Genomic DNA, 23,620 nt, shown 5'->3' on the forward strand with positions numbered 1-23,620 from the left:
ACCTGCTGGTTTGCGCGATTGCGCTCGCGATGCCGCTGACGTGTGCCGGTTTCGAGGCCGACGTGCACTTCGGCCTCACGCTTTGGCTGGCACGGCAGGCCGGCTTCGCGCCGCGCGACGCCGAGGCCATTGCGCTCGCGGATCAACGCATCGATGCAGGATCGATCGAGTACATGACATCGCCGTTGCAGTACGCGTGCCTGTCGCGCTTTGTCCCCGATGCGCTCGATGCGCAGGCCCGACACTATCCGGGCGCGCCCAGCGTACCGGCCGATGCGCAGGCAAGAGCCGTAGTGCCCGGTGGGCCGGCTGCGTTCGCGCCCGTCGACGCGGCGCTCGGCAAGGCCGGCGGCGGCAAGGCCGCATTCATGCTCGGCGAATTCGGCCGCGCGCTCCATGGCTGGCAGGATTCGTGGGCGCATCGCGGTGTGCCGTCCGTTCCGGACTGGAGCCGCGACGGCATCGCGTGCGATGCCGGTCTGGCGATGGCGGCGCCGCTCGATCGACACGCATCGTCGAGCCACGCGGCGGAGCTGACCTGGCGTCGGGTCGCCGATGTGGAAGCGATGGCGCAGGCGACCTACCTTCAGATGATCCGGTATCCGGCTATCGATGGAGCGGCGCGGCAGGCGGCACCCTGGGATCAAGTCCGGCAACGGCTTCCCGACTTCGTCGCTGCGCGAACGAAGCGCGCGAAGTCGGACTGGTTCGTCGCGAACGGCATCGCGGATACGTCGTTTCTCGACGGTATCAGCCTGCCCGACGGGCCTGCGTGGAAAACCGTCCGATGGCATGGGCGGCGCGACCTGCCCGCGCCGCTGCCGTCGGCGATGCAAGCTGGCGTCGACAAGGACATCGTCGATTTCTACACACGCTTTCTCAGCGACTGGGTCACGACGTCGCCGGTCGACAAGCGCTGGCTGCCCGCGATTTCGGTCGAGCGCGGGCAGAAGCCTGACGATGCGTTGGTCAACGCGCTGGTTGGATGGAGACTGAGGGATCACGGCGCTTATCTGGCCGTCGAGGGGTTACCGCATTCGGCGACGCATTCGCTCGCACCTGCGCGCAATCGCACGTCGTTCGAGGTGTTCAGGTCATTGAACGACGCCGTGCTGCCGCTGATCGTCGAAGGCGAGAAGCCGTCCCCCGTCCTGCCTTTCGTGGTGTTTGCGCTACCGTGGTCGAGCGCCGGCCACCCGCGCGCCGTTGCACTCGTCAAACTGCTCGACGCACCGTACGACACCGTGGGGATCGTGTCGGAGAAGCGCAATGGAATCGGCTGGAAGGTGACGGGATGGATCTCGTCGGCCGACTACTGATCGGGAAGACGTCGAAATGCGTGACGATATCGTGCATCAATCGGCGCGGGCGAGCGGCCAGTTCGAAGGCGTCGCATTGCACGGAAAGGGATGGCTGACCTTCGGGCTCGCATGGATTGTCTTGTGCACGCCAACCGGCGCGAGCGCCCACGCATGGAATATCCCGTACTACCTTCCGGTGCCGTTGTGGCTGTATGCGTATGCCGCAACGGGCACGCTGATGGTGTCCTTCATGATCCTTGCGTTTGCGTCGGGCATGCGCGCACCCGAGCCGGGAAGGCAATCCGGAACCTGGACGAAAGCGCTGCGAATCCCGGTTCCGCTCGTGAACGCCGCGCAAATCGCGAGTGCGGTATTCGTCGCGCTCCTGGTCGTGGCCGGCCTCGCGGGAACCACGAATCCGTTCCTGAACCTGGCGATGCCGGGCTTCTGGATCTGGTTCTATCTGGGCGCCTTGTATGTCAGCGCGATATTGGGTGACGTCTATGCATTCACCAATCCGTTTGCGCTTCTGTTGCGAATCGCCGTGCGCTGTTTCCCCGTCCTGGAGCGCGGGCGCTATCGTTATCCCGAACATCTCGCCTCGTGGCCCGCGTTGGGCGGCTATATCGCGCTCATCGCGCTGGAACTGTTCGGCGCGGGGCGCCCCCGAGACGTCGGCCTGTTCCTCGTCGCGTATGCCGCGTATGCGCTGATTGGTGCGTTCTGCTTCGGGCGCGAGCGCTGGCTCGCCCACGGCGATACGTTCGGCGTGCTGTGCAGGCTATGCGCGAAGCTGTCGCCGCTGAAATGGCGTGGGGCAGCGCGTCGTCACGTGATCGTGGAATCGAGAAAGCCGGTCGCGGACATGTCGCGCGACGGGCCGGCGGATACCAGCGTCATCGCCGTTCTGTCGTTCATGCTGTCGTCGACGGCCTACGACGGCTTGCGCGATACGGCTACGTGGCACGCATTCTTCTGGCGCAGCATCTATCCGCACGTCGTCGATCTGTTTCCGTCGCTCGGCCGGCACTACGCTTTTTCAGCGGACATCCTGCTGATCTGGCAATGGCTGGCGTTCGCGATCATCGGCATCGCGTATTACCTGGTGTTCCGGGGCTGCTGCACGCTCGGCGCGATCAGTTCGCGTTCGTCGTCGGGCGGAGCGTCGTTCTCGCGGCAGTTCTGCCTGGTACTGCTGCCGATCGCGTTCTTCTACAACGTCTGCCATTACTTCACGCTGTTCTGGGATCAGGGGCGGCAGATCTTCCGGCTCGCGTCCGATCCGCTCGGCCTCGGGTGGAATCTGCTGCCGGTGGCGGCCGCGGCCGATCAGATGTCGGCGGCCCAGGCGCTCATCGACGTCGGATACATCTGGCATGCGCAGGTGCTCCTGATTCTCGCCGGGCACGTCGTGAGCGTGATGCTCACGCATGCGATTGCCGTCCGGAGCGACCGTCCGGCCGCAACGGCGACCGTCGGCCAGTTGCCGCTGCTGGTGCTGACGATCGCATTGACGATCAGCGGCCTGTGGATTCTGTCGCTTCCGCTGGCGTAGCGGTCGCGGCGCGCGGCTTGAGTGCGGAGGGCGACACGCCCCACCGCTTGCGGAATGTCGCCGAAAAGTGGCTCGCCGACGAGAAGCCGCAGTCGATCGCGGCTTCCGTCACGCCGTATGCCCCGCGCTCGATCAGGCGGCGGGCGGCTTGAAGGCGGTTCTCGATGATGTACTGGTGCGGCGTCAGTCCGTTGGCCTTTCTGAAGCTCCGGATGAACGAATAGAGATCGCCCGGGTAGCCGACCGCATCGGCCACCATCATCAGCGTCAGCGGGCCGCGGAAATGGTCCCTGATGTACTCACCGGCCTTGCGCATCATGCCGGCTTGCGCATATTGCTTCGCCTGCGGCCGAGCTTCCAGGTGCAGCATGCGGTGCAGCGCGGCTGAGCCGAGCGCTTCCGCATAGGTCGGGCCCTGCGGCATCCCCGCGACGGCGTCTTCATGGAGGCTGCGGACGATCTGTGTGAGCAGGTCGTCGATCACGTCCATCCGGAGCGCGGCCGACGCGAACCAGACGTCGCTTTGCAGCCCTGTCCGCGACAGCCATGACGGTTCGAAGTGGACGCTGATCCACTCGATTTCATCGGACCATCGGCCGGAAAACGAGAAGCCGGGCGGAACATAAGCCAGCGGTCCGCGGATGCGGGTCGGTGCCCACCGGCCGGTGTTCGTTCGCAGCTCGAGTGTCGTGGGCGCCTGCAGATACATGCCCAGGATCGGGCCGGTCGTCTCCAGATCGACGATTTCCGTGGCGCCAGCGATGTAGTGCTCGATCGAGACCGCGGCGAACGATGGTGCGACGGGCTGCCTTTTCCACTTGTGCGGCGGATGCCAACCGACGCGGCTTCCGTTCGGCGCAATCGCGCAGACGTCCCTCATGGCTGGCCGGCTGATCACGCGTTCTCCTTTCGTCTGATCTGGCGAGCGGTTCCCGAGATGCGATTCGATGCCACGATGGCATCGCGCAAGCGAACCTACTGTAGGCCGCGATACTTACTCGACGCTTACCTGGCGGCGTGTGTGAGCCAGGGCCGCAACCGTCAGGAATTGCCGGCGGCAGCCCGCAGCGCCCGCACCAGCTCGCTCGCCGCCTTGCCGAGCCCCGTATGTTTCGGCCGCCGCAAATACACGGGCAACGGCAACCCGTTGCGGATGTTCGCGAACACGAGCGGTGCGAGTTCGCCGTCGGCCACATAGCGGCCAATGATCGATTCCGGCAAGTTCGCCCAGCCATGACCGGCCTTCACGAGCGCGATCGCGGTCGCCATGTCGGTCACCTTCCACGTGCGGTTGCCGATCAGCGGCCGCACGTCGGTGAGTGGCCGCTCCGGATCGGCGATCACGATTTACCGAAATCCCGACAATCGCTCGATCGCCTCCGGATGCGCGGCTTCGGCAATCGCAGGATGGTCGGGCGCGGCGACCGCGATCAGCGTCTCGGTCCACAGCGCGTGAATCTGTTCCTGCGGATGCAGATCGAGCCCGCCGTACGCGACGCAAAGATCGACGGCGCCGCGATGCAGCGCATCGACGATCGCATCCTGCGGCGCCGTGACGACGCTGACCGCGAGCGCCGGATATTGCGCCGCGACGGCCGTCAGCGCGCGTGCAACCGGCGCACCGTCGATTTCGGCCGCGAGCCCGAGCCGCAACGTGTCCTCGACGCCTTCGGACAAGTGCTGCGCATGCGCGCGCAGCGCATGCAGCCGTTCGGCGATCGCGCGTGCGTCGGGCAGCAGCGCGGCCATCGCGGCGGTCGGCGTCGGCTCGCGCGTGCCGCGATCGAACAGCACGAGGTCGAGTTCGGCCTCGAGGTTCGCGATCGCCATGCTGACTGCCGACGGCGTACGGCCGAGCGCACGCGCGGCCGCCGAGAACGAGCCTTTGTCGATGACGGTCAGCAGCATGTCGATGTGATCGCTGGTCAGCATGGTCGGCCGTCTCCTGTCAGAAAAATTGAAAGGACCTGACTTTGGCGGACGACGTGCCCGCGGTAGTCTCGCCACCTGGTTCGATATGAAGGTGGTCGGTCATGCAAGGATGGAAGAGACGCATAGTCTACGTCGTGATGTTCGAGGTGCTCGGCATCCTCGTCGCGTCGTCGGTGCTCGGCATGTTGAGCGGCGCGAGCGCGGCGACGAGCGGGCTGCTCGGCGTGATGATCTCGACGACGGGCGTCATCGTCAATTTTCTGTACAACCTCGGCTTCGAGGCGTGGGAGCGGCGGCGCGCGGAAACGACGCGCACCGTCGGGCGGCGCGTCGTGCATGCGATCGGGTTCCAGATCGCGCTCGTGACGTTCCTGATTCCGCTGATCGCGTGGTGGCTCGACGTGTCGCTGCTGCAGGCGTTCCTGTACGACGCGGTGCTGATCGTGTTCTTCCCGATCTTCACGTTCACGTACAACTGGGCGTTCGACAGCGTGTTCGGGTTGCCGGACGCGGTGACGCGCAAGGCGGCGCCGGTGGCATGACGCAGAGGGATGCGAAACGATTCGATGCGGGCAGTACGCGTCGTGTCGTTTCGGTAGCAGGCCGTGCGACGACGGCAGCGAAGACGGGCGGCGCGCCTGCCGCCCGCGACGTTACGCGCCGACGAACTCGTGCACGTAACGGTTGAACACCGCGGGGCTCGCCGCGTTCATTCCGTGCGATGCGCCGGCGACGGTCTGCCGTTGCGCATCGCCGATCCACTGCGACAGCGTGTCGACGTTGTGACGGAACATCTTCGGGCTGCGCTGGCCGTCGATCAGCAGCGTGCGGCATGCGATGTCGCCGGCCGTGTGCTGCGAATACGCGGGCAGCGGGTCGCGCAGCTGCTTCGGCAGCGTGCTCGCATTGTCGATCGCCATCGTGCGAAAGCGCGCCGTGCTCTTCTTCCATGCGCCGGGCAGGCTCACGGAATCGACGAACATCTCGAGACCGGCTTCGACGTCGCCTTGCCCGATCAGGTTCACGGCCTTCGTGCGCAGCGCGAGGGCGGCGGCCGGCAGCGCGGCTTCGCGCACGCCGGGCTGCTGGAGCGGGCCGCCCGGATCGGCGAGCGTCAGCGACTCGACGAGGTGCGGATGCTGGCGCGCGACGTTGAACGCGACGCTACCGCCGCGCGAATGGCCGACCAGGTGCACGGGGCCGAGATCGAGCGCATCGATGAATTCGGCGAGCTCGTCGACGTGGTTCTGCCAGCTGAACTCGTCCTGAATGCCTGCTTCGACGGCCGGCCAGTAATGGCTGAGGCTCGGCGCGATGCAGCGGTAGTGGGCCGACAGCGCCGCGAGCTGCGGATCCCAGTAGCGGTAGTCGCACAGCGAGCCGTGCACGAACACCATCGGCGCACCGCTGCCCCGCTCGACATACGGCAGGCTGATGCCTGACGAAAGCGTCGCAAATTGCAGGTCGGGGTTCGCGAGCACGGACGGCTCGATTCGCATGTTCATGGCTGAAAGGCTCAAAGGTGCGTCAACACGACGCAACTATGCATCACGGCGACCTGCAAGGAAAACGCATAATTTTCATCGTGACGATCAATTTTTTTGATGGCACAGCCGGAAACCCCTGTCGGAGCGTGGTCATGTACCGAAGCCTTCAATCGTCTGACGATTCGTTTCGCCGATGAAAGGGCGTGCCGCGGGCTGCGCGCACGCGCGCTGGCATCGGAACGGGGAAGGGGGCGCGTCAGCGCACGCTCAACGCGGGCGCGGTCTGAAGCTCGACGGGGAGGTCGTTGTCGGTGGCGAACTGCATCGCGAAATCGAATGCGTCCGCGCAGACGGCGCGCAATTCGTCGGACACGAACAGGCATTTGACGCCGCCGTCGACGACCGGCATCGCGAGCCGCGATAGCGCGCACGGATAGCCGGGCCGCCGTTCGCCGACGAACAGCGTGATGACGCCCGCGAGGCGCTCGGGCCAGTCGCTCGGGCGGAAGGTTTTCTGCGCGCGCGTGACGCCGCGGATCAAATGGCCGGCGATGCGGCCGTGGTCGGTGATGTCGATGCGATCCATGCTGGGGTGCGTGTCCTCGTGCGCGTCATTCGCCGCCGTCGGCCGCGGCGTCGCCGCGCGCGGGAATCCGGAGGTTGCGCAGCTTGTGATAGAGCGTTTTCTTCGGCATGCCGAGCGCCTCGCTCGCGTCCGCGACGTTGCCGTGGTGACGCCGCAGCATGTCCTCGATCAGCATCCGCTCGAAATACGCGAGCTGCTCCGCGAGCGTGCTGCCGGCCGTCGGCGTGCCGCCGGACGACAGCAGGCTGTCGCCGGTCAGCCCGAGCACGAAGCGGTCGGCCACGTTCTGCAGCTCGCGCACGTTGCCCGGCCACGCGTGCGTCATCAGTTCGGATACCTGCGCGGCGGTGACGACCGGCGCCGGCTGCCCGAAGCGCCGCGCGGCCGCGAGCACGAAATGCTCGAACAGCAGCGGCACGTCCTCGCGCCGCTCGCGCAGCGGCGGCAGCTCGATCTGCGCGACGTTGAGGCGATACAGCAGATCCGCGCGAAAACGTCCGTCGGCCGCGAGTTCGGCGAGATCCGCCTTCGACGCGGCCACCACGCGGCAGTCGACCGGAATCAGGTCGTTCGCGCCGAGCCGCTCGACCACGCGTTCCTGCAGCACGCGCAGCATCTTGATCTGCAGCGCGATCGGCATCGTCTCGATCTCGTCGAGGAACAGCGTGCCGCCGTCCGCCCACTCGATCTTGCCGATGCGCTTCTTGATCGCGCCGGTGAACGCGCCGGCCTCGTGGCCGAACAGCTCGCTCTCGAACACCTGCTCGGGCAGGCCGCCGCAGTTCAGCGCGACGAAATGCGCGTCGCGGCGGCCGCCGAAGTCGTGCAGGCTGCGCGCGATCAACTCCTTGCCGGTGCCCGTCTCGCCGGTGATCAGCACCGACACCGACGTATCGGCGAGGCGCAGGATCTTCTTGCGCACGTCGGCCATCGCGGGCGACTTGCCGAGCACGAACGCCTCGATGCCCTGCCAGTTGTTCAGCGCCGCGCGCAGCCCCTTCACCTCCAGCGTCAGGCGGCGCTTCTCGACCGCGCGCGCGACGCGGCCGGCGATCACGTCCGACGAAAACGGCTTCTCGATGAAGTCGTACGCGCCGACCTGCATCGCGCCGACGGCCGTCGAGATGTCCGCGTGGCCGCTGATCAGCACGACCGGGATCTGCGCGTCGATGGCCATCACGCGGTCGAGCAGCTGCAGCCCGTCGATGCCGGGCATCCGCACGTCCGACACGATCACCACCGGCGCGCCGGGCGCGACGTGCGCGAGCGCGTCGGCGGCGGACGCGAACGCGTCGACCGGGAACCCGGCGAGCGCGACGGCCTGCTCGACGCCGATCCGGACGTTTTCATCGTCCTCGACGACCAGCACCCGAATCTCATCTTCCATGCTCTGTCCTCTGTTGCGGCGTCGCCGCCGCGAATTCGATGGTGAACTGCGCGCCGCCTTCGTCGCGGTTCGTCGCGGTGATCCTCGCGCCGAACGCCTCGACGATGCGCGACGTGATCGCGAGGCCGAGCCCGAGGCCCTGGCCGCGCGGCTTGGTCGTGACGAACGGCTCGAACAGGTGCGGCAGCACGTCGGGCGCAATGCCGGCGCCGCTGTCGGTCACCGTCAGGCGCACGCGACCGGCGTCGTCCGCCTCGTCCGCGTCGTCCGCTTCGACCGCCTCGATGACGATGCGGCGCACCGGCGCGTCGTGCACCGCGTCGAGCGCGTTGCCGAGCAGGTTCACGATCACCTGCTGCAACTGGCTCGATTCGGCCGAGACCGTCGTGCCGGGCGCGATGTTCACGTCGAGCCGTACGCCTTCGTCGCGAATGCGCGCATCGTAGATGAGCCGCGCATGCGCGACGGCCTCGTTCAGCGATACCGCGACGCGCTCGACGTCGGGCTTGCGCGCGAAGGTCTTGAGCTCGCCGGTGAGCACGGCCATGCCGTCGACCAGCTTGCCGACCCGCTCGAGATTCGCGAGCGCCGGCGCCGGCTGGCCGCGCTCGAAGAACGTGCGCGCGTTGTCGCACAGCGTGCGGATCGCGACGAGCGGCTGGTTCAGCTCGTGCGTGAGGCCGGCGGCCATCTGCCCGAGCACCGCGAGCTTGCCCGCGTGCACGACTTCCTGCTGCGACGCGCGCAGCCGCTGCTCGGTGCGTTCGCGCTCGTCGATCTCGCGCTGCATCCGCTCGTTCGCGGCCGTCAGCGCGGCGGTGCGTTGCGCGACGGTCAGTTCCAGCCGGTCGTTCGCGCGGCGCAGCGCGTCCTGCGCGTTCAGCCGCGCGAGGATCGCCCGGCGGCGCTGGATCGCATAGCCGACCAGCAGCGCGACGATCAGGAACGCGCCGGTGACGAACACGAACGCCGTCTGCTGCTGGCGTCGCGCGCCCGCGATGTCGAGCAGCACCATCAGCGAATCGCCGGCCTGCGGCGCGGGGCGCGACATCACGAGATAGCGCGTGGTGCGGCCGGCGTGGCGCGGATCGGGGAAGGTGCCGAACCACGCGGCCGAGCTGCGATCGCCGATGCGGCGATAGGGCAGCGCGTCGACGGTGCGGCCCGCGTACTGGCGCGACGCCTGGATGTCGCGCTGCTGCTGCGCGGTGATCGGGCGCAGCGCGGTGAATTTCCACGCGGGCTCGGTCGAGATCACGACCACGCCGTTGCTGTCGACGACCATCGCGGCGACGCCCGGCGCGCGCCATGCCGATTCGAGCGGATCGACGCTGATCTTCACGGCGGCCACGCCGATCGGTACGCCGTCGCTGCGCACCGCGCTCGCGAAGTAGACGCCCGGCACGCCGGTGTTGGTGCCGATGCCGAAGAAGCGGCCGCTGCCGCGCGCGAGCGCGTCCTTGAAGTACGGCCGATACGACACGTTGGTGCCGACGAAGCTGATCGTCTCGTTCCAGTTGCTCGCGGCGATCACGTCGCCTTGCAGGTCGATCACGTCGACCGCGCCGCTGCCCGCGTCGCGGTTCACGGCTTCGAGGTAGGTGTTCACCGCATGCACGCGCTCGGGCGCATCGTTCGGCGCGGCTTTCAGCATCGCGCGCACGCCGTCCTGCCGCGCGACCAGGCCGGGCAGGATCTCGAAGCGGCCGAGCTCGCTTTTCAGGCTCGACGCATACAGGTCGAGCCGGTGCGCGCCGGCTTCCTCGAGCGCGTCGATCGCGCGTTCCCACGCGAAGTCGACGGCCGCGCCGGCCACGCCGACATACAGCACCGCGGCCGATGCCCAGCCCCACCACGGGATTCCCTTGAAGCTCTTCTGCACGTTCGCCCTCATCGAAGCCCGCTATCGGCGTGAACCGGCCCTGGCCGCGTTGAACGGCGCGCGCCGCGCACCGGCCAAGGCCGGCGGCGGCGCGTGCGAGGCAGCCGGCGCGACGGGGCGCGCGGCCGCGCGTTATCCGAAGTGCGCGACCAGGATCAGCGTCACCGTGACGACGATCGCGCCGCCGATGCGGGTGGCGATCTGCGCGAACGGCATCAGCTGCATCCGGTTCGCGGCGGTCAGGATCGCGACGTCGCCGGTGCCGCCTTGCCCGCTGTGGCAGGCGTTCACGATTGCGGTGTCGATAGGGTACATCTTCAGCAGGCGGCCGACCACGAAACCGGTGCCCATCAACGTCGCGACGGTCGACACGATCGTGACCACGTTGACGAGCGTGAACGCGGCGGTCAGCTTGTCCCACGGCGTCATCGCGACGCCGATCGCAAACAGCAGCGGATACGTGACGGCGGTCGAGAAGAACTTGTAGACGACGAACGCGCCTTCCTGCAGCGGCGGCGACACCGCACGCGCGAGCTTCACCAGCACCGCGAGGAACAGCATCGCGACCGGCGCGGGCAGGCCGAACAGCTTGTGCGCCATCAGACCGACGAGGTACAGCGTGATCGCGGTGATGCCGGCGCCCGCGATGTGCGTGACGTCGACGTGGCCGCGGATCTCTTCGCTTTCCGGCGTCATGTCGCCGCTTTCGCCGACCTGCAGGCGGCCGTTGCCGGTCAGGTGCGGCAGGCGCTTGCCGAGCATGTCGAGCGCGCCCGACAGGATGATCGCGGTCAGGCTGCCGAGCATCACCGGCGGCAGCACCATCGCGAACATCTCGCCCTGCGGCAGGTGCATCAGTTCCGAATAGCCGATCGACAGCGGAATCGCGCCTTCGCCGACGCCGCCCGCCATGATCGGCACGACGATGTACAGCAGCGTGTGGCGCGCGCCGAGGCCGAGCGCGGTGCCGACCGCCGTGCCGACGATCGCCGCGGCGACCGACCCGGCCGCGAGCGGAATGAAGATCTTCACGAAGCCCTGGATCAGCACGCGGCGGTCCATGCTCAGGATGCTGCCGACGATGATCGACGCGATGAACAGGTACAGGAAGTTGGTCGACTTCGTGAACTCGACGGTGAGGTTCAGCACCGGCTTCGGCAGCACGTGGTAGTACGTGAGCGCCGACGGCACGAAGGTCGCGAAGATCGCGGCCGCGCCGATGTTGCGCAAGAGCGGCAGGCGCTTGCCGAGTTCGGCGCAGGTGAAGCCGAAGAACGCGAGGACGGCGATCGCCATCGAGATTTCGCCGGGCACCTTGCCCGTGACCGCGAAGCCGACGATCAGCCCGAACAGGATCACGTAGACCGGCAGCGGGATGATGCCGATGCGGATTTCCATCAGCTTCCACCAGCCTTCCGGCCAGAAGCGTTCGCGCGTGGCGGGACCGGCCGCGGCAAGCGGCTCCGGATGGGACGGGGTTTGGATAGAGGTCTGCAAGACGTGTCTCCTGATGTTTGGAATGCCTGCATCGCTTCGCGGCATCGTGTGCCGTCTATTACGCAACCCCCGTGCCAGCATGACGGCCTGCCGGAATATTTTTAATGCATTGATTCATAAGGGATTTGTTTCGTCTGCGGAAAGGGTTTTCTGCGCAGGCTGGCCGAGATTTCGGAATCGGCGCGGCGCTCAGGCCGAGATTTCGGCCTGGCGGCGGCCGGGGTGCGCGGCCAGGCCCGCCGTCCGCCGTACCGCCGGCCATATCGCCGCGCGCGATTTTCTTCGCACAATCGCTTCGTAGACCGCCTTCCCGCCGCTCTCTATCATCGGCTGATCCTTTTCCGATGCGATGACGACTGTCCGGAGAACGCCCGCGCGTTCGCCGCGGTGTCGCTCATCCGTCGATACCGTCTTTGGACAGGAGAGTGGTTTCCATGCTGCATCCCGTTTTTTCCGCCCGCTTTTCCGCCGGCCGCCTGGCCCGCCTGGTGACGACCGCGCTGCTCGGCGTCGTGCTGCTGAACGGCGCGCGCGCCGACACCGCGCCGCTGAAGGTCGGAATCTCGACCAGCCCGCAGATCGAGGCGCTGAAGATCGCCGCGAAGGAGGCGAAGGAGCAGGGGCTCGACGTGAAGATCGTCGAATTCACCGACTGGAATACGCCGAACGCGGCGCTCGCGAACAAGGACATCGACGTCAACTACTTCCAGCACATCCCGTTTCTCGAGAACGCGAAGAAACAGGGCGGCTACAACTTCATCTCGATCGCGCCCGGCACGATCATGAAGATCGGTCTCTATTCGAAGAAGGTGAAAAGCTTCGCCGAGCTGAAGGACGGCGCGCGCGTCGCGATCGCGAACGATCCGGTCAACGGCGGCCGCGGGCTGTTGCTGCTGCAGCGCGCGGGGCTCATCACGCTGAAGCCGGGCGCCGACTACCGCGCGACCACGCACGACATCGTCGCCAACCCGAAGCACCTGAAGATCATCCCGCTCGAAGCGTCGCAGCTCGCGCGTTCGCTCGACGACGTCGATCTCGCGCAGGGTTACCCGAGCTTCATCAAGCTCGCCGGCACGACCGACCCGAACAGCGCGCTGCTGTTCGACGGCACCGAGAACAAGAACTTCGCGATCCAGTGGGTCGTGCGGCCCGAGAGCGCGAACGATCCGCGCATCCGCAAGTTCATCGCGATCTACCAGCACTCGCCGGCGGTGCGCCGTGCGCTCGACAACGCGTTCGGCTCGCTGTACGCGATCGCGTGGTGACGGAGGCGGCATGACGACGGCGAACCGCAAGAAGATCCTGCTCAACGCGTTCAACATGAACTGCGTCGGGCACATCAACCACGGGCTGTGGACGCATCCGCGCGACCGCTCCGCGCATTACACCGATCTCGACTACTGGGCCGATCTCGCGAGGACGCTGGAGCGCGGCAAGTTCGACGGGATCTTTCTCGCGGACATCGTCGGCGTGTACGACGTGTTCGGCGGCGGCCCGGACGCCGCGCTGCGCGAATCGGTGCAGGTGCCCGTCAACGATCCGCTCTTGCTCGTGCCGGCGATGGCGCAGGTCACGCGGCATCTCGGCTTCGGCGTGACCGCGAACCTGACCTACGAGCCGCCGTACCTGTTCGCGCGCCGCATGTCGACGCTCGATCATCTGACGAAAGGGCGCGTGGGCTGGAACATCGTCACCGGGTACCTCGACAGCGCCGCGCGCGGGATGGGCCTCGCGCAGCAGATCGGCCACGACGACCGCTACGAGCGCGCCGACGACTACATGGACGTCGTCTACAAGCTGTGGGAACAGAGCTGGGACGACGATGCGGTGATCCGCGACGCGCAGGCGCGCGTGTTCGCGCAGCCGGGCAAGGTGCGGCGCGTGAAGCACGACGGGCCGTTCTATTCGGTCGATGCGATTCACCTGAGCGAACCGTCGCTGCAGCGCACGCCGGTGCTGTACCAGGCCGGCTCGTCCGCGCGCGGCGTCGAGTTCGCGGGGCGCCACGCGGAATGCGTGTTCGTGAACGGGCAGAGCAAGGCGGCCGCACGCGCGGCGGCGCTCGACATCCGCGCGGCCGCCGCGCGGCAGGGGCGCGACCCGGCGTCGATCAGGATCTTTGCCGGCGTGAGCGTCGTGACGGCCGAGACCGAATTGCTCGCCCGCGAGAAATTCGACGAATACCGGCGCTACGCGAGCCCGGAAGCCGGCCTCGCCCATTTCGCGAGCTCGACGGGCATCGACTTCTCGAAGTACGGCCTCGACGAGCCGATCTCGTACGTGAAGACCGATTCGATCCAGTCGGCCGTCGACGCGATCTCGAAGAAGAGCACGACCGGCACGTGGACCGTGCGCCGCATGCTCGAACAGATGTCGCTCGGCGGCCGCTATGCGCCGATCGTCGGCTCGCCGTCGCAGGTCGCGGACGAGCTGCAGTCGTGGATCGACGAGACCGGCATCGACGGCTTCAACCTGACGCGCACCGTGATGCCCGAGTCGTTCGAGGATTTCGTCGACTGGGTCGTGCCCGAGCTGCAGAACCGCGGCGTCTACAAGGAAGACTACGATCCCGCGCCGACGCTGCGCGAGAAGCTGTTCGGCGCGGGGCCGCGCCTGCCCGCGTGGCATACCGGTGCGCAGCACCGGCCGGCGGCCGCAGCCGAACCCGCGCACCCCGCGCATGCCTGAACGTGACGGAGCGAAGCGATGACGCAATTGTTCGATACGCTGGGTTTCATCGAGGCATCGGCCGTGCGCGCCGGTGCCGGTGCCGATGCAGCGGCACATGAGGAAGCCGTGACGCCGGCCGGCGGCGCGGCCGTGTCGCTGGAACAGGTCGGCAAGGTATTCGCGACGCCGCGCGGCCACGCCGCCGCGCTGCGCGACGTGACGCTCGACGTGCGGCGCGGCGAGGTGTTCGGGATCATCGGCCGCAGCGGCGCGGGCAAGTCGACGTTGCTGCGCCTCCTGAACGGCCTCGAGCGGCCGAGTTCGGGCCGCGTGCGCGTGCAGGGCGTCGACGTCGGCGCGCTCGACGAGGATGGCCTCGTCGCGTTGCGTCGTCGCACCGGCATGGTGTTCCAGCATTTCAACCTGCTGTCCGCGAAGACGGTGTTCGAGAACGTCGCGCTGCCGCTGAAGATCGCCGGCGTGCCGAAGGCCGAGCGCGTGCGCAAGGTCGAGGCGCTGCTCGACCTCGTCGGGCTCGCCGCGAAGCGCGACGCGTATCCGGCGAGCCTGTCGGGCGGGCAGAAGCAGCGGGTCGGCATCGCGCGGGCGCTCGTGCACGATCCCGAAGTGCTGCTGTGCGACGAAGCGACGTCGGCGCTCGATCCGGAGACCACGCAATCGATCCTCGCGCTGCTGGCCGACATCAACCGTCGTCTCGGGCTGACGATCGTGCTGATCACGCACGAGATGGAGGTGATCCGCGCGGTGTGCGACACCGTCGCGGTGATCGAACAGGGCGAAGTCGTCGAAACCGGCCCGGTGTGGCGCGTGTTCGGCGATCCGCGCCACGGCGCAACGCGCGCGCTGCTGAGCACGCTGCAGCACGACTTGCCGGCCGAGCTGGCCGCGCGCGTGCGGCCGCTGCCCGAACAGGCCGCGCTGCCCGACGGCGCACAGATCGTGCTCGACGTCCGCTATACGGGCGAGAGCGGCGGCGAGCCGGATGTCGGTGCGCTCGCGGCGGCGCTCGGCGGCTCCGTGCGGTTCCTGCACGGCGGCATCGAACGCATCCAGGGGCACGCGCAGGGGCGGCTCGTGATCGCCGCGACGCCGCGGGCGGACGACGCCGGCCCGGCGGCGCGCGGCGGTGCGGTCGCCGCGCTGCTCGAACGTGCGCGCCGCCATGCGAATCACGCGGAGGTGCTCGGCTATGTTTGACCTCTGGTGGCCCGAACTGCTCGACGCGATCCGCGACACGCTGTCGATGGTCGCCGCATCGGCCGCGATCGCGGCGCTGATCGGCATTCCGCTCGCGGTGATCCTCGTGACCACCGCGCCCGGCGGCATCTATGCGCGGCGCGGCGTGAACGCGGTGCTCGGCGCGCTCGTCAACGTGTTCCGCTCGACGCCGTTCATCATCCTGCTGGTCGCGCTGCTGCCGTTCACGCGCGTGCTGATCGGCACGACGATCGGCGTGTGGGCGGCCGTCGTGCCGCTGTCGATCGCCGCGATCCCGTTCTTCGCGCGAATCGCCGAAGTGAGCCTGCGCGAAGTCGATCGCGGGCTGATCGAGGCCGCGCTCGCGATGGGCGCGAAGCGCCGCCACATCGTGTGGCACGTGCTGCTGCCCGAAGCGTTGCCCGGCATGCTCGGCGGCTTCACGATCACCGTCGTCGCGCTGATCGGCTCGACCGCGATGGCGGGCGCCGTCGGCGCGGGCGGGCTCGGCGATCTCGCGATCCGCTACGGCTATCAACGTTTCGACACCACCGTCATGGCGACCGTGATCGTGATCCTGATCGCGCTCGTCTCGGCCGTGCAAATCACGGGCGACCGCCTGGTCCGACGCGTGACCCGGCGCACCTGAGCGACGCCACGAGCGTCCGCTCGCTTCATTCCTGATCCTGAGAGAAAAATCATGACCTTGCCCATCGGCGCGCCGCGCGAATGGAACGGACAATTCGAGGAAGCGCTGTTTCTGGAGGTGGCGCGACGCCATCGTCCGGACTTCCCCGACAAGCTGGCGACCCCGCCGCGCGAGCCGCGCGACGGCGACGAGCTGGCCGCCGTCGCCGACTACTACACGAAGATGGCGTCGCACGACCTGTTCATCGTGCAGGTCGTCGCGAAGGCGATCGACACGCTGTTCCGCGACGATCCGCATTTCCAGTTGATCCTGTCGCGCCAGTTGGGCGACGACGGCGCGCACGCGGTGATCGGCCGCGAACGCGTGACCGCGCTCACCGGGCGCGATCCGCTGCCGGAAGTCGACCGGCTGGTCGCCGCGCACTGGGCACGCGTCGGCGACATCGCGGTGCGCGACGTCGCGGGCTTTCTCGCGTTCGAATGGCATTACGAGCTGCACATCCTCGCGAAGCTGTGGATCCAGCGCAAGACCGGCCGCATCGGCGACAGTGCGATGCGCGAGCACGGCGAGAACCGGATCCGGCCGGACGAGGAGTGGCACCGCGTGCAGATCGTCCAGTGGTGGTTCGACACGCTGCAGGCGCTGCCGGTCGCCGAGCGCGACGCACTGATCGATCGCGTGATCGCGGCCGACGAGGAAACCCAGGCGCGGCTCGACGGCTATTTGCACGACGAGTACGCGCATACCGCACTGGTGTTCGGCGCGGATATCGCCGAATATCGTGCGATCTACGACGACTGGCGGCGCGAGATCCTGTCGCGGCTGACCGGCCGCCAGCTCGGCGCGCTCGTCCCGCTGTCGGGCGAAACCGTTGAACAGGAAGCTGTCGCATGAACGATCCCCGCGGCCCGGCGACGCTGGCGCCGGATACCGATGCACCGGCCGTCGACCGCGCTGCGCTGGCGCGCGCGATCGACGCGTTGCGCGTGAGCGCCGCCGAGCGCGACCGCGCGGGCGGTCACGCCGCGCAGGAGAAGCAATGGCTCGCCGACGCGGGTTTGCTGACGCTCGCGGTTCCGCGCGCGTTCGGCGGCCAGGAGGCGGCGTGGCCCGCGATCTACGACGTGATCCGGCAGGTCGCGCGGGTCGACAGCGCGCTCGCGCATCTCGTCGGGTTCCAGTGCCTGCAGGTGGTGAGCGTCGACGTGTGGGGCAACGCCGCGCAGCGCGAGCGCTACCTGCGCGGCACGGTCGACGGGCGCTGGTGGTGGGGTAACGCGGTCAATCCGCTCGACACGCGGCTCGTGGCCACGGCCACGCCCGACGGCGGCTACCGGCTCGACGGCGTGAAGGGCTTCTGTTCCGGCACGCGCGGCTCGCAGCGGATGACGGTATCCGCGCACGATCCGGCCATCGGCCGCACCGTGTTCGGCGTGGTGCCGACCGATCGGGCCGGGATCACCGTGAACGACGACTGGGATCCGGTCGGCCAGCGCCAGACCGACAGCGGCAGCGTGCGCTTCGACGGCGTGACGCTCGCGGCCGACGAGGTGCTGCATCGGTCGGAAGCGCCGCCGACGCCGCGCGCGACGCTGCGCACGCTCGTGTCGCAGCTCGTGCTGACGAACCTGTTCGTCGGTCTCGCGGAGGGTGCGCTGGGCGAGGCGCGCGACTACGTGCGGCAGCATGGCCGCCCGTGGATTCACTCGGACGTCGAGCGGGCCGAGGACGATCCGTACACGCTGCAGCGCCTCGGCGACATGCGCGTGCGTGCGGTCGCCGCGGCGGCGCTGGCCGATCGCGCGGCCCACGCGTTGCAGCACGCGTGGGCGCGGCAGGATGCGCTGACGGCCGACGAACGCGCCGAAGTCGCACTCGCGGTGTCGGAAGCGAAGATCGTCGCGCAGCGCGCGGCGCTCGACAACGGCGAGGCGCTGTTCGACGCATGCGGCGCGCGCGCGACGGCCGCGTCGCTCGGCCTCGACCGCTTCTGGCGGAACGCCCGCACGCATACGCTGCACGATCCGCTCGACTACCGGCTGCGCGACGTGGGCCGGTTCGCGCTGACCGACGCATTGCCGCCGGCGTCGCTCTATACGTAATACGCAGCGGGGCGCTGCCGGCACGGCCCCGCGTACCGCGGCCTTCGTGCCGCCCTCGCTGTCGCCGCATCGATGATGCCGGGCTGCTGGACGCCTGGAATGATATGTTATATCGTAGCGATACAATATATCATTTCATCCTCAATGTCCTGTTCCGGAATCGCCCGATGAGCCCCGCCCTTCACCCGTCCACGCGGCTTCCCGTGACCGTCCTGTCCGGCTTTCTCGGCGCCGGCAAGACGACGCTGCTCAACCACATCCTCAACAATCGCGAGGGCCGGCGCGTCGCGGTCATCGTCAACGACATGTCGGAGGTCAACATCGACGCCGCGCTCGTGCGCGACGGCGGCGCGGGGCTGTCGCGCACCGACGAGAAGCTGGTCGAGATGAGCAACGGCTGCATTTGCTGCACGCTGCGCGAGGATCTGCTGATCGAGGTTGACCGGCTCGCGCGCGAAGGGCGCTTCGATCAGCTCGTGATCGAATCGACCGGCATCTCGGAGCCGCTGCCGGTGGCCGAGACGTTCACGTTCGAAGGCGAGGACGGCCGCAGCCTCGGCGAAGTCGCGCGGCTCGACACGATGGTGACGGTGGTCGACGCGTTCAATTTCCTGCGCGATTACGCGTCGCGCGACAGCCTGCAAGCGCGCGGCGAATCGATGGGCGACGAGGACGCGCGCACGGTCGTCGATCTGCTGATCGACCAGATCGAGTTCTGCGACGTGCTCGTGATCAACAAGATCGACCTGATCGACGGCAGCGCACGCGAGCGGCTGGTCGCGCTGCTGCGCGGGCTGAACCCGCGTGCGCGGATCGAGATCGCCGAATTCGGCAAGGTGCCGCTCGAACGTGTGCTCGACACCGGCCTGTTCGACTTCGACGCGGCGTCGCGCGCGCCGGGCTGGCTGCAGGAACTGCGCGGCACGCACACGCCGGAGACCGACGAGTACGGGATCCGCAGTTTCGTCTATCGCGCGCGGCGGCCGTTCCATCCGCAGCGCTTCTTCGATCTCGTCGAAAGCGAATGGCCGGGCGTCGTCCGCTCGAAGGGGTTCTTCTGGCTGGCCACGCATCCGGCCGTCGCCGGTTCGTGGTCGCAGGCGGGCGCGGTCGCGCGGCACGGGCCGGCCGGCCACTGGTGGGCGGCCGTGCCGCCCGAGCGTTGGCCGCAGGACCCGGAAGCCGTCGCGCAGATCCGCGCGCGCTGGGACGAGCACGTCGGCGACGCCCGGCAGGAACTCGTGCTGATCGGCATGGACATGGACGAGCCGGCGTTGCGCGCGCGCTTCGACGCGTGTCTGCTGACCGACGCCGAGATGGCGACCGGCCCCGAACACTGGACCACGTGGAACAACCCGTTTCGCGACTGGCCCTGACCTGAACGCGCGCTTCCTGCATCGATCCGGATGGAGAAGGCGCTCCACCGGATGTCAAGCATGAACGCAGCGCTTCCCGATATTTCCCTGACCGATGCCGCGCCGGGGCACCGCCCGCTGGAATGGGTCGGCATGCAGGGCATCGACCTGCCCGTCGTCGTGGCGGAGCCCGGCTGCCGGCGCGACGTGCATGCGCGTGCCGACGTGCAGGTCGATCTGCCTGCGCCGCAGGTGAAAGGCATTCACATGTCGCGGCTGTACTGGCTGCTCGACTGGCTGGCCGACGGCGAAGCGCTGTCGCCGGCCGGCCTGCAGCGCGTGCTGCGCGCGATGGTCGACAGCCACCGCGACTGCGATACGCGCAGCGCACGCGTGCGGCTGCACTTCGACCTGCTGGCCCGCCGCACGGCGCTCGTGACCGACGGGCTGAGCGGCTGGAAGGCCTATCCGGTGCGGGTCGACGCGACGCTGGCCGGCGACGCATTCGCGTTGCGCGCGCAGGTGACGGTCGTCTATTCGTCGACGTGCCCGTGTTCGGCCGCGCTGTCGCGGCACTGGATCGAACAGGCGTTCCTGACGGCGTTCGGCCGCGAGGATCGCGTGGACCCGGCAGCGGTCGCCGCATGGCTGAAACAGCATGCGACGGCCGCCACGCCGCACAGCCAGCGCAGCGAAGCCGTCGTCAGCGTGGCGCTGCCCGCCGATGGCGCGACGCTGGGGCTGATCGGCCTGATCGATCGCGTCGAGCAGGCGCTCGGCACGCCGGTGCAGACGGCCGTCAAGCGTGCGGACGAGCAGGCGTTCGCGGTGCTGAACGGCGGCAACCTGATGTTCGTCGAGGATGCCGCGCGCCGCGTGCAGGCCGCGCTGGAAGGCCATCATGCGGGCCCGCGCGTGCGCGTGCGCCATCTCGAAAGCCTGCATCCGCACGATGCTGTGGCGTGGGCCGCTCCGCTGCGCGAGGGGGCCGACGCATGCTGATCCGCAAGCTGTTCCGCTTCGAGAATGCGCACGTCGTGCGCGGCTGCAGCACGCGGCGCTGCTCGCATTCGATCCATGGTCATTCGTACCGTGTCGAGTTGCTGCTCGAAGCGCATGCGCTGGACCACGGGCAGATGATCTACGACTTCGGGCTGCTCAAGGGCGACGTGCGCGACCTGATCGACGCGTTCGACCATGCGGTGACGCTGTGGTCGGACGACGATCCGCGCTATGTCGAAAGCATGCGTCGGCATTCGGAGCGCTGGGTGCTGCTGCCGGTGTCGCCGAGCGCCGAGCAGTTCTCGCGCGTGCTGTTCCGGCTCGTCGATGCCGCGCTGTCGGGCACGCCGATGTCGAACGGCGAAGCCGACGTGCGACTGCATTCGGTGATCGTTCACGAGACCGAGACCGGCTACGCGCAGTGCTTCCGCGACGACGCATTCAACCCGCGCATGGGCCGCATCGATCTCGACGCGATCGTGTTCGCGCCGGCCATCGTCGCGCAGTGGCGCGATCCGGGCCTGTTCGAGCGGCTCAAGCGCAGTCATGTCCTTTCAAGGCAGGAATCCTGATGATCCGAAAGAACCCGCGCGGCGATCTGCCGACGATTCATCCGAACGCGTTCGTCGACCCGACCGCCATCCTGTGCGGGCACGTGATCGTCGAGGAGAACGTGTTCATCGGCCCGTACGCGGTGATCCGTGCCGACGAAACGGATGCCGACGGCCAGATCGCGCCGATCGTGATCGGCGCGCATTCGAACATCCAGGACGGCGTCGTGATCCACTCGAAATCGGGTGCGAGCGTGACGATCGGCCGGCACACGTCGATCGCGCATCGCGCGATCGTCCACGGGCCGTGCAAGGTCGGCGACGGCGTCTTCGTCGGCTTCAACAGCGTGCTGTTCAACTGCACGATCGACGACGGCTGCGTGGTGCGCTACAACGCGGTCGTCGACGGCTGCCACCTGCCGCCGGGTTTCTACGTGCGCTCGACCGAACGCATCGGGCCGGAAACCGACCTCGCCGCGTTGCCGCAGGTGACGGCCGACGCGAGCGATTTCTCCGAGGACGTCGCGCGCACGAACAATGCGCTGGTGCTCGGTTACAAGCACATCCAGAACGAGTTCTGACGCATGGACGCGCGGCTGCGACAGGAAGCGGGCGACCGATCGAAGCTGCGGCACGCCGATCTGCTGGTGCACGGCGGCACGGTGATGACGCCCGGCGGCGCCGAGCGGATCGACGTCGCGTGCGCGGATGGCCGCGTCGTCGCGCTGGGCGCGCTGCACGGCGCGTGGAGCGCCGACGTGCTGCTCGATGCGCGCGGCTTGCACGTGTTGCCGGGCGTGGTCGACAGCCAGGTGCATTTCCGCGAACCGGGGCTCACGCACAAGGAGACCCTCGAGGCCGGCATGCGCGGCGCGGTGCTCGGCGGCGTCACGACGATCTTCGAGATGCCCAATACGCATCCGCTGACGCTGGACGAGCAGGATCTGGGCGCCAAGCTCGATCTCGCGCGCGGCCGTGCGTGGTGCAACTACGCGTTCTACATCGGCGGCTCGGCCGTGAATGCCGAACGGCTGCCGGTGCTCGAACGGTTGCCCGGCTGCGCGGGGGTGAAGGTCTTCATGGGCAGTTCGTTCGGCGATCTGCTGGCCGACGACGAAACCGTGTTGCGCCGGATCCTGCGCAACGGCCGGCGGCGCATGGCCGTGCATGCGGAGGACGAGGCGCGGCTGCGCGAGCGCAAGGCGATCGCGGAAGCGAGCGGCGACGTGCGCGACCATCCGCGCTGGCGCGACGCGGAAAGCGCGCTGGCCGCGACGCGGCGCATCGTCGGGCTGGCCGCGCAAGCGGGCCGCCGGCTGCATGTGCTGCACGTGTCCACGGCGGATGAAATGGCGTTGCTCGCGCGGCACCGGCGGCGCGTGACGGTCGAAGTCACGCCGCATCACCTGAGCCTGCATGCACCGGATTGCTACGAGCGACTCGGCACGTTCGCGCAGATGAATCCGCCCGTGCGCGAACGGCATCATCGGGATGCGCTGTGGCAGGCGGTTCGCGACGGCGTGGTCGACGTGATCGGCAGCGATCACGCGCCGCATACGCGCGACGAAAAGCGCCGCCCGTATCCGCAGTCGCCGAGCGGGATGACCGGCGTGCAGACGCTGCTGCCGTTGATGCTCGATCACGTGCAGGCCGGCCGCCTGAGCCTCGAACGGCTGGTCGACCTGACGAGCGCCGGGCCGGCGCGCGTTTTCGGCATCGAAGGGAAGGGGCGCATCGCGGCCGGCTACGACGCGGATTTCAGCATCGTCGACCTGCGCGCGCGGCGGATCATTCGCGACGCATGGATCGCGAGCGTGAGCGGGTGGACGCCGTACGACGGCTGTGCGGTCACGGGGTGGCCCGTGCATACGGTCGTGCGCGGGCAGGTCGTCGTGCGGGACGAGGCGCTGAACGGGCAGCCGGCGGGGGAGGCCGTGACGTTTCTCGACACCTAGATCGGCAACCGCACCGTCTGCTTGATGCGCTTCAGCGGGATTTCGGTTTCGACGTTGCGCACGCCTTCGATCTGCGTGAGCGTTTCCATCTGAAAGCGCTGATAGTCGTCGAGATCCTTCGCGATCACGCGCAGCAGATAGTCGTAGCTGCCGGCCATCAGGTGGCACTCGAGCACTTCGGGCGCCTGCTCCATCTCGCGTGCGAAGCGTTCGACCGTCGTCTTGTCCTGGCGCTCCAGCGTGACGCGCACGAATGCCGTGAAGCGCAGCTCGACGGCTGCCGGGTTCAGCAACGCAACGTAGGCGTCGATCACGCCCTGTTCCTCGAGCAGGTGAACGCGGCGCAGGCACGGCGTGGGCGACAGTCCCGCCTGTTGCGCGATGTCGGCGTTCGTCTGGTTCGAATTCTGCTGCAACGCACGCAGAATGCGTCGGTCGATTGCATCCAGTTTGATTGGCATGTTTGGCTACCCAAAACCTCAAGATTGGAG

Annotated in this window: 21 protein-coding genes and 1 pseudogene; 14 read left to right on the forward strand and 8 right to left on the reverse strand. The window is 68.1% G+C overall.

Translation table 11 applies throughout. The annotated features are described in order from the left end of the window. The first annotated feature begins 29 nt into the window (after window positions 1–29). Together MMB92_RS05680 and MMB92_RS05685 are read left to right on the forward strand one after the other, a co-directional pair. The gene (locus MMB92_RS05680; protein ID WP_227746326.1) at window positions 30–1,319 is read left to right on the forward strand and encodes a DUF6765 family protein; all 1,290 of its coding nucleotides are present in this window, start codon (window positions 30–32) and stop codon (window positions 1,317–1,319) included. 16 nt (window positions 1,320–1,335) lie between these two features. Continuing rightward, window positions 1,336–2,856 (forward strand): hypothetical protein, encoded by a 1,521-nt coding sequence (locus MMB92_RS05685; protein WP_277562592.1) that lies wholly within the window; start codon window positions 1,336–1,338, stop codon window positions 2,854–2,856. Here MMB92_RS05685 and MMB92_RS05690 read toward each other — a convergent pair. Next, window positions 2,819–3,754, reverse strand: coding sequence for an AraC family transcriptional regulator (locus MMB92_RS05690; protein WP_059720624.1), 936 nt, complete (start codon window positions 3,752–3,754; stop codon window positions 2,819–2,821). The two genes, MMB92_RS05685 and MMB92_RS05690, sit on opposite strands and share 38 nt — an antisense overlap. Before the next feature lie 143 nt (window positions 3,755–3,897). After that, window positions 3,898–4,788 (reverse strand): annotated as a pseudogene (locus tag MMB92_RS05695) (LysR family transcriptional regulator). Window positions 4,789–4,889: 101 nt separating this feature from the next. Between MMB92_RS05695 and MMB92_RS05700 the strand changes: the two are divergent. Then, window positions 4,890–5,330 (forward strand): PACE efflux transporter, encoded by a 441-nt coding sequence (locus MMB92_RS05700; RefSeq protein WP_006484477.1) that lies wholly within the window; start codon window positions 4,890–4,892, stop codon window positions 5,328–5,330. 111 nt (window positions 5,331–5,441) lie between these two features. On the opposite strand, the gene MMB92_RS05705 is transcribed toward MMB92_RS05700, so the two are convergent. From MMB92_RS05705 to MMB92_RS05725, 5 genes are all read right to left on the reverse strand, one after another. Next, window positions 5,442–6,293, reverse strand: coding sequence for an alpha/beta hydrolase (locus tag MMB92_RS05705; protein WP_006484487.1), 852 nt, complete (start codon window positions 6,291–6,293; stop codon window positions 5,442–5,444). 238 nt (window positions 6,294–6,531) lie between these two features. Beyond that, window positions 6,532–6,861, reverse strand: coding sequence for a DUF3579 domain-containing protein (locus tag MMB92_RS05710; RefSeq protein ID WP_006484473.1), 330 nt, complete (start codon window positions 6,859–6,861; stop codon window positions 6,532–6,534). A 25-nt stretch (window positions 6,862–6,886) separates the two neighbouring features. Beyond that, a complete protein-coding gene (locus MMB92_RS05715; RefSeq protein WP_034203253.1) occupies window positions 6,887–8,248 on the reverse strand; it encodes a sigma-54 dependent transcriptional regulator in 1,362 nt (453 codons plus the stop codon). Then, the gene (locus MMB92_RS05720) at window positions 8,238–10,142 is read right to left on the reverse strand and encodes an ATP-binding protein (RefSeq protein ID WP_006494245.1); all 1,905 of its coding nucleotides are present in this window, start codon (window positions 10,140–10,142) and stop codon (window positions 8,238–8,240) included. The genes MMB92_RS05715 and MMB92_RS05720 overlap by 11 nt, the downstream gene beginning before the upstream one ends. A gap of 120 nt (window positions 10,143–10,262) precedes the next feature. Then, a complete protein-coding gene (locus tag MMB92_RS05725; RefSeq protein ID WP_006481998.1) occupies window positions 10,263–11,627 on the reverse strand; it encodes a 2-hydroxycarboxylate transporter family protein in 1,365 nt (454 codons plus the stop codon). Window positions 11,628–12,061: 434 nt separating this feature from the next. Here MMB92_RS05725 and MMB92_RS05730 point away from each other — a divergent pair, with 434 nt between their 5' ends. From MMB92_RS05730 to MMB92_RS05780, 11 genes are all read left to right on the forward strand, one after another. Continuing rightward, complete coding sequence (locus MMB92_RS05730; protein WP_048985325.1) at window positions 12,062–12,892, forward strand: MetQ/NlpA family ABC transporter substrate-binding protein; 831 nt, start codon at window positions 12,062–12,064, stop codon at window positions 12,890–12,892. 10 nt (window positions 12,893–12,902) lie between these two features. After that, window positions 12,903–14,315: an LLM class flavin-dependent oxidoreductase gene (locus MMB92_RS05735; protein ID WP_006493142.1), complete on the forward strand. Its 1,413-nt coding sequence runs from the start codon at window positions 12,903–12,905 to the stop codon at window positions 14,313–14,315. A gap of 18 nt (window positions 14,316–14,333) precedes the next feature. Further along, window positions 14,334–15,515, forward strand: coding sequence for an ATP-binding cassette domain-containing protein (locus MMB92_RS05740; RefSeq protein WP_060264046.1), 1,182 nt, complete (start codon window positions 14,334–14,336; stop codon window positions 15,513–15,515). After that, window positions 15,508–16,164, forward strand: coding sequence for a methionine ABC transporter permease (locus tag MMB92_RS05745; protein WP_006491339.1), 657 nt, complete (start codon window positions 15,508–15,510; stop codon window positions 16,162–16,164). Before MMB92_RS05740 ends, MMB92_RS05745 begins: the two co-directional genes overlap by 8 nt. 51 nt (window positions 16,165–16,215) lie before the next feature. Then, window positions 16,216–17,058, forward strand: a complete 843-nt coding sequence (locus MMB92_RS05750; protein WP_060264044.1) for a hypothetical protein — start codon at window positions 16,216–16,218, stop codon at window positions 17,056–17,058. Further along, window positions 17,055–18,266: an acyl-CoA dehydrogenase family protein gene (locus MMB92_RS05755; RefSeq protein ID WP_277562593.1), complete on the forward strand. Its 1,212-nt coding sequence runs from the start codon at window positions 17,055–17,057 to the stop codon at window positions 18,264–18,266. The genes MMB92_RS05750 and MMB92_RS05755 overlap by 4 nt, the downstream gene beginning before the upstream one ends. Before the next feature lie 167 nt (window positions 18,267–18,433). Continuing rightward, on the forward strand, window positions 18,434–19,642 hold the full coding sequence (gene zigA / locus MMB92_RS05760; protein ID WP_171984089.1) for a zinc metallochaperone GTPase ZigA: 1,209 nt from the start codon (window positions 18,434–18,436) through the stop codon (window positions 19,640–19,642). Between the two features lie 60 nt (window positions 19,643–19,702). Next, window positions 19,703–20,623 carry a GTP cyclohydrolase FolE2 gene (gene folE2 / locus MMB92_RS05765; protein WP_006491344.1) on the forward strand — a complete coding sequence of 307 codons (921 nt, stop codon included), beginning with the start codon at window positions 19,703–19,705 and terminating at the stop codon, window positions 20,621–20,623. Next, on the forward strand, window positions 20,617–21,195 hold the full coding sequence (locus tag MMB92_RS05770; protein WP_006491331.1) for a 6-carboxytetrahydropterin synthase: 579 nt from the start codon (window positions 20,617–20,619) through the stop codon (window positions 21,193–21,195). The genes folE2 and MMB92_RS05770 overlap by 7 nt, the downstream gene beginning before the upstream one ends. Then, a complete protein-coding gene (locus tag MMB92_RS05775; RefSeq protein WP_006491343.1) occupies window positions 21,195–21,755 on the forward strand; it encodes a carbonate dehydratase in 561 nt (186 codons plus the stop codon). Before MMB92_RS05770 ends, MMB92_RS05775 begins: the two co-directional genes overlap by 1 nt. A gap of 3 nt (window positions 21,756–21,758) precedes the next feature. Further along, window positions 21,759–23,129, forward strand: a complete 1,371-nt coding sequence (locus tag MMB92_RS05780; protein WP_006491330.1) for a dihydroorotase — start codon at window positions 21,759–21,761, stop codon at window positions 23,127–23,129. Here the strand turns inward: MMB92_RS05780 and MMB92_RS05785 are convergent. Next, complete coding sequence (locus tag MMB92_RS05785; RefSeq protein WP_006494255.1) at window positions 23,126–23,590, reverse strand: Lrp/AsnC family transcriptional regulator; 465 nt, start codon at window positions 23,588–23,590, stop codon at window positions 23,126–23,128. The two genes, MMB92_RS05780 and MMB92_RS05785, sit on opposite strands and share 4 nt — an antisense overlap. Window positions 23,591–23,620: the final 30 nt, after the last annotated feature.

Source organism: Burkholderia sp. IO2, assembly GCF_029522185.1.
GTDB lineage: Bacteria > Pseudomonadota > Gammaproteobacteria > Burkholderiales > Burkholderiaceae > Burkholderia > Burkholderia cenocepacia.

Bases quoted from the DNA above. Each gene is read 5' to 3' on its own strand.
- MMB92_RS05680 (WP_227746326.1), top strand. From the start codon at position 30: ATGCCGCTGACGTGTGCCGGTTTCGAGGCCGACGTGCACTTCGGCCTC.
- MMB92_RS05685 (WP_277562592.1), top strand. From the start codon at position 1,336: ATGCGTGACGATATCGTGCATCAATCGGCGCGGGCGAGCGGCCAGTTC.
- MMB92_RS05700 (WP_006484477.1), top strand. From the start codon at position 4,890: ATGCAAGGATGGAAGAGACGCATAGTCTACGTCGTGATGTTCGAGGTG.
- MMB92_RS05705 (WP_006484487.1), bottom strand. From the start codon at position 6,293: ATGAACATGCGAATCGAGCCGTCCGTGCTCGCGAACCCCGACCTGCAA.
- MMB92_RS05710 (WP_006484473.1), bottom strand. From the start codon at position 6,861: ATGGATCGCATCGACATCACCGACCACGGCCGCATCGCCGGCCATTTG.
- MMB92_RS05715 (WP_034203253.1), bottom strand. From the start codon at position 8,248: ATGGAAGATGAGATTCGGGTGCTGGTCGTCGAGGACGATGAAAACGTC.
- MMB92_RS05720 (WP_006494245.1), bottom strand. From the start codon at position 10,142: ATGAGGGCGAACGTGCAGAAGAGCTTCAAGGGAATCCCGTGGTGGGGC.
- MMB92_RS05730 (WP_048985325.1), top strand. From the start codon at position 12,062: ATGCTGCATCCCGTTTTTTCCGCCCGCTTTTCCGCCGGCCGCCTGGCC.
- MMB92_RS05735 (WP_006493142.1), top strand. From the start codon at position 12,903: ATGACGACGGCGAACCGCAAGAAGATCCTGCTCAACGCGTTCAACATG.
- MMB92_RS05740 (WP_060264046.1), top strand. From the start codon at position 14,334: ATGACGCAATTGTTCGATACGCTGGGTTTCATCGAGGCATCGGCCGTG.
- MMB92_RS05745 (WP_006491339.1), top strand. From the start codon at position 15,508: ATGTTTGACCTCTGGTGGCCCGAACTGCTCGACGCGATCCGCGACACG.
- MMB92_RS05750 (WP_060264044.1), top strand. From the start codon at position 16,216: ATGACCTTGCCCATCGGCGCGCCGCGCGAATGGAACGGACAATTCGAG.
- MMB92_RS05755 (WP_277562593.1), top strand. From the start codon at position 17,055: ATGAACGATCCCCGCGGCCCGGCGACGCTGGCGCCGGATACCGATGCA.
- zigA (WP_171984089.1), top strand. From the start codon at position 18,434: ATGAGCCCCGCCCTTCACCCGTCCACGCGGCTTCCCGTGACCGTCCTG.
- folE2 (WP_006491344.1), top strand. From the start codon at position 19,703: ATGAACGCAGCGCTTCCCGATATTTCCCTGACCGATGCCGCGCCGGGG.
- MMB92_RS05770 (WP_006491331.1), top strand. From the start codon at position 20,617: ATGCTGATCCGCAAGCTGTTCCGCTTCGAGAATGCGCACGTCGTGCGC.
- MMB92_RS05775 (WP_006491343.1), top strand. From the start codon at position 21,195: ATGATCCGAAAGAACCCGCGCGGCGATCTGCCGACGATTCATCCGAAC.
- MMB92_RS05780 (WP_006491330.1), top strand. From the start codon at position 21,759: ATGGACGCGCGGCTGCGACAGGAAGCGGGCGACCGATCGAAGCTGCGG.
- MMB92_RS05785 (WP_006494255.1), bottom strand. From the start codon at position 23,590: ATGCCAATCAAACTGGATGCAATCGACCGACGCATTCTGCGTGCGTTG.